This window comes from Bacillus sp. LJBV19, from assembly GCF_017797845.1.
Taxonomy (GTDB): Bacteria; Bacillota; Bacilli; order Bacillales; family Bacillaceae; genus Bacillus; species Bacillus velezensis.
The window spans coordinates 1418575-1427950 of sequence record NZ_CP072563.1; the positions used below are offsets into that span (position 1 = coordinate 1418575).

Below are 9376 nucleotides of genomic sequence, written 5' to 3' on the forward strand. Positions count from 1 at the left end.
GATCCGATAGCATATTGTACCATAAAAAGAAAAAGAGGAGGCCTCATTTTGAACAAAGAAACACTGGCTGAACGGCTGAATGCATCAGCCGGCAGACAAAAAGCCGATACCGTCATTAAAAACGGAAAAATCATGGATGTATTTAACCAGGAATGGATTTCTGCAGATATCGCCATTACGGGCGGAGTGATCGTCGGGCTGGGCGAATATGAAGGGGAAGAAGTCATTGATGCAGAAGGTCAAATGATCGTTCCGGGCTTTATTGACGGACATGTTCATATCGAGTCCTCTATGGTTACTCCGATTGAATTTGCTAAAGCCGTCCTCCCACACGGAGTGACTACGGTCATTACTGATCCTCACGAAATTGCGAACGTTTCCGGAGCAAAAGGCATTTCATTTATGATAGAGCAGGCGAAAAAGGCGCCGCTGAACATCCGTTTCATGCTTCCTTCCTGTGTTCCCGCCGCTAGCTTTGAACGCTCAGGAGCCGTATTAAAAGCCGAGGATTTAAAGCCTTTTTATCAGGAGAAAGAGGTGCTCGGACTTGCGGAAGTAATGGATTATGTGTCTGTTGCGGAAGGTCAAGAGGATATGCTTCAGAAACTGCTTGATGCCAAGCGTCACGGAAAACGGATCGACGGGCATTTAGCCGGACTCTCTTCAGATATCATCAATATATATAGAACCGCAATGGTGTCAAATGATCATGAAGTGACGACAAAAGAAGAAGCGCTGGACAGAATCAGACGGGGAATGTATGTCATGCTGCGCGAAGGATCGGTGGCAAAAAATACGCTCAATGTGCTGCCGGCGGTGAATGAAAAAAACGCGCGGCGCTTTTTCTTTTGCACGGATGATAAGCATGTAGATGATCTGCTTTCAGAAGGAAGTGTGAACCACCAAGTCAAAATGGCGATAAAGGCGGGACTTGATCCATTCCTTGCGTATCAGCTCGCCAGTTTAAATGCGGCTGAGTGCTACGGTCTTGAAACAAAAGGGGCGGTAGCGCCGGGTTTTGACGCAGATCTGCTGTTCATTTCAGATGTACGGGAGGCTGCCGTCACGAAGACCATGGTCGCCGGCCGGACCGTTGCCGAGAATGGACGCACGGTTTATGAACAGTCTGCCGGTTCCTATTCGCCGGACCAGGCGCTGTTGGATACAGTGCGGCTGAAAGCGCCGCTGACTGAATCGGATTTTCATATACCGATTCAAGAGGGCAAGAAAATGAATGTAATCGAAATGATACCGAATCATTTGGAGACGAGAAAAAAAGAAGTGCCTGCACCGTCTGCTGACGCGTTTCGTCCTGATACAGAAAATGATTTATTAAAAATCGCCGTCGCAGAGCGGCACAGCGGCGAAAAAATGATAGGGCTCGGGATTGTACAAGGGTTCGGGTTAAAAGAAGGCGCCATCGCCACAACCATTTCTCACGATTCCCATAATATCATCGCCGTCGGTACAAACGATGCCGATTTGGCAAAAGCAATCAACAGGCTCCGTGACACCGGAGGAGGATTAACAGCCGTGAAAAACGGAGAATTGCTTCACTCCGTTCCGCTTCCGATCGCCGGGCTTTTGTCTGATAAGTCGGCGGAATGGGTCAATGACAGCTTGGGCGTGCTTCATGAAAAGCTTCCTCTGCTGGGATTCACCGGTGATTTCAATCCGTTTCTCACATTATCGTTTTTAGCGCTTCCGGTGATTCCGGATATTAAAATGACAGCGGCCGGTCTGTTTGATGTCAAAGCCTTTCAGCATATTCCGCTGCAATAAAAAAACTGCACTCGTAATGAGTGCAGTTTTTTTTTAGACCTCCATAATGATCGGAAGGATCATCGGGCGGCGTTTTGTTTTTTCGTATAGGAACGGAGCAAGCGTATCGGTAATTTCGTTTTTAATTTCGGACCACTGCGTTGTTTTCCGATCCATTACTTTCTCCAGATGGTTCGAAATGAGCTGCTGCGCGTCATTGATCAAATCACCGGATTCTCTCATGTAAACAAAACCTCTTGAGATTAAATCAGGTCCCGCCGAAACCTTAAAGTCGTCCATATTGATGCTGACAACAACGATAACAAGGCCTTCTTCTGAAAGAATGCGGCGGTCGCGGAGCACGATATTGCCGATATCACCGATTCCGCTTCCGTCAATGTAAACGGAGCCGGACGGAATTTTGCCTGCCACAGCGGCTTCTTCGCCTTTGAGGGCCAGCACTTCGCCATTATCCATGATAAAGCAGTTTTCTTCAGGTATGCCGCAATCAGTCGCGAGTTTGACGTGCATTTTCTGCATTCTGTACTCACCGTGAATCGGCATAAAGAACTTCGGTTTGATCAGGCGGAGCATTAATTTCTGCTCTTCCTGTCCGCCGTGTCCGGATGTATGAATGTCATTCAATGAACCGTGAATGACTTCTGCGCCCGCACGGTACAGCTGGTTGATGGTGCGGCTTACGCTGATTGTGTTTCCGGGAATCGGAGAGGAAGAAAAGACGACCGTATCTCCGGGATTAATGGAAATCTGCCGGTGCGTCCCGTTAGCGATGCGTGATAACGCCGCCATCGGTTCACCTTGGCTTCCCGTACATAAAATCGTTACCTTATTGGCAGGCATACGATTGATTTCGTTATGCTCAATAAACGTATTTTTAGGACAGGTAATGTAACCGAGATTTTGTCCGATTTCAATAGCCGATTCCATACTGCGTCCGAATACGGCAACTTTTCTGCCGTTTAAAACGGCTGCTTCAATCACCTGCTGAAGACGGTGTATATTTGAAGCGAATGTCGCAAATATAATTCTGCCGTCCACTTTTCGGAAAATATCGTGAATGCTTTCGCCTACGCGGCGTTCTGACATGGTGAAATCAGGAACCTCACTGTTTGTACTGTCAGAAAGCAGGCACAGAACGCCTTCTTTCCCGATTTCAGCCATCTTTGTCAAGTTTGCCGGTTCGCCTACCGGTGTGAAATCGAACTTAAAGTCCCCGGTATGTACGATATTGCCCGGCGGTGTTTTGACGACGATTCCGTATGAATCCGGAATGCTGTGTGTCGTTCTGAAGAAGGATACAGACGTCTTGCGGAACTTCACGATGTCGTCTTCACCGATGATGTTTAATTTGGTCTGTCTTAACAGCCCGTGCTCTTCAAGTTTATTCCGAAGTAAGCCGATCGCGAGTTTACCGCCGTAAACGGGAATATTTACTTGTCTGAGCAGGTACGGAATACCGCCGATATGGTCTTCGTGACCGTGGGTGATAAACAGACCTTTAATTTTATCTTCATTTTTTACTAAATACGTGTAATCGGGGATTACGTAATCAATGCCGAGAAGTTCATCTTCCGGGAACTTGATTCCCGCATCAATCAGTACAATTTCATCCTGAAACTGCACCCCGTACGTATTTTTCCCGATCTCGCCCAATCCGCCGAGGGCGAAAACGGCAGTCTGGTCATTTTTTACAAATTTCATTCCGCTCATAACTCCAATACTTTAAAATTTTCGCTCTGCTTCTCATATTCTAAAAAAGCACCGTCCACAGGCTGAACAAATTCAATGTTGTATTTCTGATCTTTCAGTTTCGTTCTGACGTCCCGTTCTGAAACGCCCTCAATGTAAAGTGAATCTGTTTTTTCCCGAACAGGTACTTCGTCAGCCTTCTCTTGATAAAATACCTTATAAATCATCCAAATCTCTCCTTAAATGCCGTATGTTAGACTCGCTTATTCTATTATATTCGAAAACGGATTATAAGGAAAGTCTCGAGCAAAAAAGGGACTTTCAAAAACCGAAAGATCCCTTCTACGCGATGACTTTTTTCCGGAGCATTCCGCCCCACTGTCTTCTGAGTTTCTTCCGTAATCGGCGCAGCATCGTATACCTCCTTTAAAGCCCTTTATAGCAGTAGTATGCGGAAAAAATGAATTTGTTTTCGTGGGTAAAACTGGAATTTCATCAATGCGGTTTTCCGGAAGAAAAACTTTATGTATGATGATATTGAAAAAGACACGACTGATAAACGGGAAAAAGGAGAAATTGACATGAAACCAAAATTGATTTTTTTTGATATTGACGGCACGATCTATGACCATGATAAACATATTCCCGATAGCGCAAGAAACGCCGTGAAGGCGCTTAAAGAGGCTGGCCATCACGTTTTTATCGCCAGCGGAAGGTCCCCGTTTATGGTAAAACCGATTCTGGAAGAGCTTGAGATTGAATCATTTATTTCATACAACGGCCAGTATGTCGTATTTGAAGGTGAGGTCATTTATAAAAATCCGCTTCCTGAAGATGCGGTTGCGCGTTTATTAAAGCAGGCGGCAGAAGGGGAGCACCCCGTCGTATTTATGGCGGAAGACACGATGAAAACGACCGTCCCCGGACATCCGCACGTCTCGGAAGGAATCGGCAGTCTGAAAGCGCCTTATCCCGAAGTTGATGAAACATTTTATAAAGGAAAAGAAATTTATCAGCTGCTTTTATTCTGCCGCGGTCATGAAGAAAAAGCATATGCCGCTTTTCCGGAGTTTGATTATGTCCGCTGGCATGAATTGTCAACGGATGTGCTTCCGAAAGGCGGTTCAAAAGCGGAAGGCATTAAAAGAGTGCTTGAGCGGCTTCCGTACGGGGTAAGTGACACTTATGCATTCGGCGACGGACTAAATGACCTTGAAATGATCCGTTTTGTCGGCACCGGGGTGGCGATGGGAAATGCGGTTCCGGAATTAAAAGCTGCCGCTGATTTCGTCACAAAGCCGGTGGATGAGGAAGGAATCAGCTGGGCCGTCAAAGAACTGGGCCTTTTGAAATAGAGAAAACCGGCACTTTGGGAAGTGCCGGTTATTTTTAACGGTCAATGGCAATGGCGTTTTCAGGTTCTTTGAACGGATTTTCTTTGTCGATATGGTCGTAAAACATCACGCCGTTCAGATGATCGATTTCGTGCTGAAACACGATGGCCGGAAAACCTTTGAGGCGGATGTCAATCTGTTCTCCTTCAAGCGTCACCGCCTTTACGCGGATGCGTGCGTAGCGCGGCACATAGCCGGGAATGGGTTCGTCTACCGACAGGCAGCCTTCTCCGCTCGTCAAGTAGCTTTTTTCCACTGAGTGGCTGACGATCTTAGGGTTAAAAAGAGCATAGCTGTATAAAGTGCCTTTCGCATCTTCTGCATGGACGGCGATCATCCGTTTTTTTACGTCTGTTTGCGGAGCGGCAAGACCGACGCCCGGACGAAGCTTGTATTTCTCGGCTAATTCAGGATTTTGGCTGTTTTTCACAAACTCAATCATATCAGCAAGATGCTGTTTTTCTTCGTCAGAAGCGGGAAGCTGAACCTCTTCAGCGATCTCTCTGAGCGCGGGATGTCCGTCGCGTACAATATTTTCCATAGTAATCAAGAAACTTCACTCCTAAAGCTTAATATGTAAATTATAGCGAATTTCTTTATCGCGGCGCAACGAAACAATTGGCCGGCCATAGCAGGCCGGCCGATGTTCATGGTGTATAAGGTCAGCAGCCGCAGCCTAAATAAGCGGCACCGACGATGATTAATAAGATAAACAATACGACGATTAATGCGAATGTGCGGCCGTATCCGCCGCCGCAGCCGTAACCGTAACCGCCGCCATAACCATATCCGCCGCCGCAACAACCGCCGCCAAATCCGCCGCCAAATCCATATCCGTACATAAAAAAACCTCCTCTTTTAATTACGCTGACCCTCTGTCAGCAGGGCCGGCGTCTACTATAAACTATGTAAAAGCCAAAAAGATGTATGGTCATCCGCCCTGTTTTCTCAATTTTTTACGCAAGTATTCTTTGAAAGCACCGTAAGCGTCTTTACCCGGTCATGCCAATTACAGCTCAGCTATTGTCAAAAAGCGTTCGGGCTTCTATAGTGGAAATTGTCAAGATTGGGGGATTTTAAGTGAATATGATTCAAAAAAAGGTATTAGCAGGAATCGGAGCGCTCGGCGCCGCAAGTATGCTGCTTGCCGGCTGCGGGGGAAAAGATCCGGTTGAATCGCTTCATGACTCGATGGAAAAAGCCGTTCAAGCGGAAAAACCGTTTCAAAAAGAGCAGAAAACATTAGAAAAATTGGAGAAAAAAGAGCATCATCTATATGATAGCGCGGTTAAACTGAATATGGATGATTACCAGAAAATTGTCACACTGTCTGATCAGGCTCTGAGCAATGCAAATCAGCGAAAAAAACATCTGAAAGCAGAAAAAGACAGTATTGATGATTCAAAACAAGCGTTTGAATCCGCAAAAAAAACTTCTCAAGAAATAAAGGATAAGAAAGTAAAAGAAAAAGCCGGTCATGCGGTCGCTTTAATGGAGAAAAGGTATGCATCTTATGACCTTTTGTACAAAAAGTACGAAAAAGCCATTTCACTTGATAAGGACCTTTATAAACTGATTAAAGATAAAAAGCTCACATTAGCGGATCTGGAAGAGCAAATCAGCAAAGTAAACTCAGTTTACGAAAAGGTGCATAAACAAGCAGATGAGTTCAATCAATTTACTAAAGACTACAACAAAGAGAAAGAACTATTATTCCGCAAATAGTATAGTGAAGGCATATCGGCATGGGCTGATGAACCGATAACAACCGAGTTCAGCCGCCTGTAAAAAGGCGGCTGAAGAATTGGTATATACGTGTGTTTCCCATTGACAACAAGTAAATCATAGTATAGTATTTATTTAGGGAAATATTCACATAAAACCAATCGTTGTTTCGGCACGTTGGAATGTTTTTATTATATTGATATATATATATAAAACAGAATGAAAATGCGATTTTAATTATCAGAAAATTCTATCTATCTATATTTACGGCAATATGATATTTGTACATGCTTTTTGCTTTTAAACCTTTATCCGGCATAAAGGTTTTTTTATTTTGCTTAGTAATGCTTATTAAGTAAGGGTGCTGAAAGTAAACGACAATTTTAAAATTGAAGTGAAAAACGTTTATCAAAATCGGAACGAAAAGAAACGGCAGAAATACGGAACAGGAGGAAAACAAATGCTTGCTTACGTCTTTCCCGGACAGGGAGCGCAGTTTAAAGGAATGGGCAGAGACTTATTCGATGAATTCAGTGAGCTCATTAAAAAGGCAGATCATATTTTAGGATACTCCATAAAGGATTTATGCCTTTCAGACGAAAAAGAGAGGCTGACTGATACGAAGTATACACAACCTGCAATTTATACAGTGAGCGCACTGCAATATTTAAAGGGTTTAAAAGAAGGTCATACACGCCCAGATGCTGTTGCAGGACATAGTCTGGGTGAATATACTGCGCTTTTTGCGGCCGGTGTTTTTAATTTTGAAACAGGTCTCCGGCTGGTTGCTAAAAGAGGCGAGTTAATGAGTGAGGCTTCCGAGGGCGGAATGGCTGCCGTGATCGGACTGGATGAGCATCACATAAAAAAAATACTTCAAAAGTATGAATTCGGCCAAATAGATATCGCCAATTACAATACATCTTCACAAATTGTGATAGCCGGGGCTGCAGAAGAGATAAAGCGGGCAGCCTCTTTTTTTGAAAAAGAAGGGGCGAAAGCTTATATCGTATTGCAGGTCGGCGGGGCTTTTCATTCTCGTTTCATGGAAAGTGCACAGCGTGAATTTGCGGAATTTATCGAGGGGGTTCAATTTTCTGAATTGAATTTCCCGGTCATTTCTAACTACACGGCAAGACCTTATAAACAAGAAGATATCAAACGGAATTTAATTGAACAAATAACAAACTCGGTAAAATGGACTGAAAGCATCAGGTATCTAATGGGACAAGGCGTTACTGTGTTTGAAGAGATCGGTCCCGGCAACATTCTGACTAAATTAATTCAAACCATACAAAGAGATGAGGAACCGCTTACTATCAGTGCGCCGGAAGACAGTCTCTTCTTTTCTGAAGGGAACAAGGACAATTCGGAAAGCGGGAAAGAGCATAGCCTCTTGGCCGAAAATATAGAGAGCGGTGCAGCTTCACCGGTGTCCCGGTTGGGTGATCAATCTTTCAAAGAAGATTACGGTTTGACATACGCGTATTTGGCAGGTGCGATGCATAGAGGGATCTCTTCCGCTGAAATGCTGATCCGCCTCGGGAAGAAAGGAATGCTGGGGTTCTTTGGAACAGCAGGTTTAACGATAAGGGAAATTGAACAGGCCCTTATTTCTATTAAGAAGACACTCAAAAATGGCCAGCCCTACGGAATGAATCTGCGATTTGAGCCGGATCATCAAGATAGAGAAAAGGAATTGATAGATTTAAATATCAAGCATGACGTACGAGTAATAGAAGCGTCTTCGTATCTTTCCGTCAGCGCGCCATTAATTTATTACAAAGCGCATCAGTTGAAGATAGACAAAAGCGGCAGCGTCATACCTCATAATCGGATCATTGCCAAAGTTTCACGGCCGGAAGTTGCGGCCGCATTTCTGAGTCCGCCTCCTCAAAGTATCGTAAAGAGAATGTGTCAGAACGGTATGCTGACGGAAGAGCAGGCGGAGTGGCTCAGCCGTATTCCGGCAGCAGACGATATCATTATTGAAGCAGATTGCGGAAGTAATACCGAACAGGGCTCATTGACGGCGATGCTGCCGTTTTTTGTTAACCTGCGGGATGAAATGATGGAAACACACAAATACGCAAGGAAGATAAGGATCGGGGCTGCGGGAGGAATCGGGACTCCCGAGTCTGCCGCGTCTGCTTTTTTAATGGGCGCTGATTTTATTATGACGGGATCCATTAATCAATGTACAGTTGAAGCCGAAACAAGCGGTTTTGTTAAAGAAATGCTGAGTGAGACAGGAATATGCGATACTGCTTATGCGCCTTCGGAGACTCTGTTTGAGTTCGGAACAAAGGTTCAGGTGCTGAAAAAGGGCACGCTGTTTCCGGTCAGGGCAAATAAATTATTTCAAATCTACCAACAATACGAGTCTTTGAGTGAGATAGATGAAAAGACAAAGATTCAGCTCGAAAATGATTATTTTAACAAGACTTTTGATGAAATCTACGAAAGCATAATAGAAAAACAGCCGAACCTGGCCCGAAAAGCTGAGCGCAATCAAAAATATAAGATGCTGTTACTATTTAAGTGGTATTTGCAGAGAGGATGTCTGCTTGCTTTGGAAGGGCAGGAAGAACAAAAGGTGAATTTCCAAGTTCATTGCGGCCCGTCTTTAGGCGCTTTTAATCATTGGGTAAAGGGCACGGATTTGGAATCATGGAGAAACAGACATGTCGATGACATTGGTGAAAAATTGATGAATGAGACCGAAAGTCTGCTGAGGCGCAGATTGGATACGTTATTTCTACACTAAAGAAGGGGCGGGTGGAGGC

8 protein-coding genes are annotated in these 9376 nt (G+C 44.7%); 4 read left to right on the forward strand and 4 right to left on the reverse strand.

Translation table 11 applies throughout. The features are described 5' to 3' along the window. Nucleotides 1-48 precede the first annotated feature (48 nt). The gene (gene ade / locus J6600_RS07315) at nt 49-1782 is read left to right on the forward strand and encodes an adenine deaminase (RefSeq protein WP_209388188.1); all 1734 of its coding nucleotides are present in this window, start codon (nt 49-51) and stop codon (nt 1780-1782) included. A 33-nt stretch (nt 1783-1815) separates the two neighbouring features. Here ade and rnjA read toward each other — a convergent pair whose 3' ends face one another. Beyond that, nucleotides 1816-3483: a ribonuclease J1 gene (gene rnjA / locus J6600_RS07320; protein WP_003154550.1), complete on the reverse strand. Its 1668-nt coding sequence runs from the start codon at nt 3481-3483 to the stop codon at nt 1816-1818. Nucleotides 3484-3488: 5 nt separating this feature from the next. Next, complete coding sequence (locus tag J6600_RS07325; protein WP_003154548.1) at nt 3489-3698, reverse strand: DNA-dependent RNA polymerase subunit epsilon; 210 nt, start codon at nt 3696-3698, stop codon at nt 3489-3491. Nucleotides 3699-4052: 354 nt separating this feature from the next. Here J6600_RS07325 and J6600_RS07330 point away from each other — a divergent pair, with 354 nt between their 5' ends. After that, nucleotides 4053-4826, forward strand: a complete 774-nt coding sequence (locus J6600_RS07330) for a Cof-type HAD-IIB family hydrolase (protein WP_015239775.1) — start codon at nt 4053-4055, stop codon at nt 4824-4826. A gap of 34 nt (nt 4827-4860) precedes the next feature. Here the strand turns inward: J6600_RS07330 and def are convergent, their stop codons facing one another. After that, nucleotides 4861-5415 (reverse strand): peptide deformylase, encoded by a 555-nt coding sequence (gene def, locus J6600_RS07335; protein ID WP_003154544.1) that lies wholly within the window; start codon nt 5413-5415, stop codon nt 4861-4863. Between the two features lie 112 nt (nt 5416-5527). Beyond that, nucleotides 5528-5707 carry a YjcZ family sporulation protein gene (locus J6600_RS07340; RefSeq protein WP_007409651.1) on the reverse strand — a complete coding sequence of 60 codons (180 nt, stop codon included), beginning with the start codon at nt 5705-5707 and terminating at the stop codon, nt 5528-5530. Between the two features lie 244 nt (nt 5708-5951). Here J6600_RS07340 and J6600_RS07345 point away from each other — a divergent pair, with 244 nt between their 5' ends. Continuing rightward, nucleotides 5952-6590 carry a YkyA family protein gene (locus J6600_RS07345; RefSeq protein WP_209388334.1) on the forward strand — a complete coding sequence of 213 codons (639 nt, stop codon included), beginning with the start codon at nt 5952-5954 and terminating at the stop codon, nt 6588-6590. Nucleotides 6591-7050: 460 nt separating this feature from the next. Further along, nucleotides 7051-9357 (forward strand): ACP S-malonyltransferase, encoded by a 2307-nt coding sequence (gene fabD, locus J6600_RS07350; protein WP_209388189.1) that lies wholly within the window; start codon nt 7051-7053, stop codon nt 9355-9357. The last annotated feature ends 19 nt before the right edge of the window (nt 9358-9376 follow it).

What these genes read in the sequence shown, in the direction of transcription:
- rnjA (WP_003154550.1), bottom strand. Translation starts at nt 3,483, where the DNA reads ATGAAATTTGTAAAAAATGACCAGACTGCCGTTTTCGCCCTCGGCGGA.
- fabD (WP_209388189.1), top strand. Translation starts at nt 7,051, where the DNA reads ATGCTTGCTTACGTCTTTCCCGGACAGGGAGCGCAGTTTAAAGGAATG.
- J6600_RS07330 (WP_015239775.1), top strand. Translation starts at nt 4,053, where the DNA reads ATGAAACCAAAATTGATTTTTTTTGATATTGACGGCACGATCTATGAC.
- J6600_RS07340 (WP_007409651.1), bottom strand. Translation starts at nt 5,707, where the DNA reads ATGTACGGATATGGATTTGGCGGCGGATTTGGCGGCGGTTGTTGCGGC.
- J6600_RS07345 (WP_209388334.1), top strand. Translation starts at nt 5,952, where the DNA reads ATGATTCAAAAAAAGGTATTAGCAGGAATCGGAGCGCTCGGCGCCGCA.
- J6600_RS07325 (WP_003154548.1), bottom strand. Translation starts at nt 3,698, where the DNA reads ATGATTTATAAGGTATTTTATCAAGAGAAGGCTGACGAAGTACCTGTT.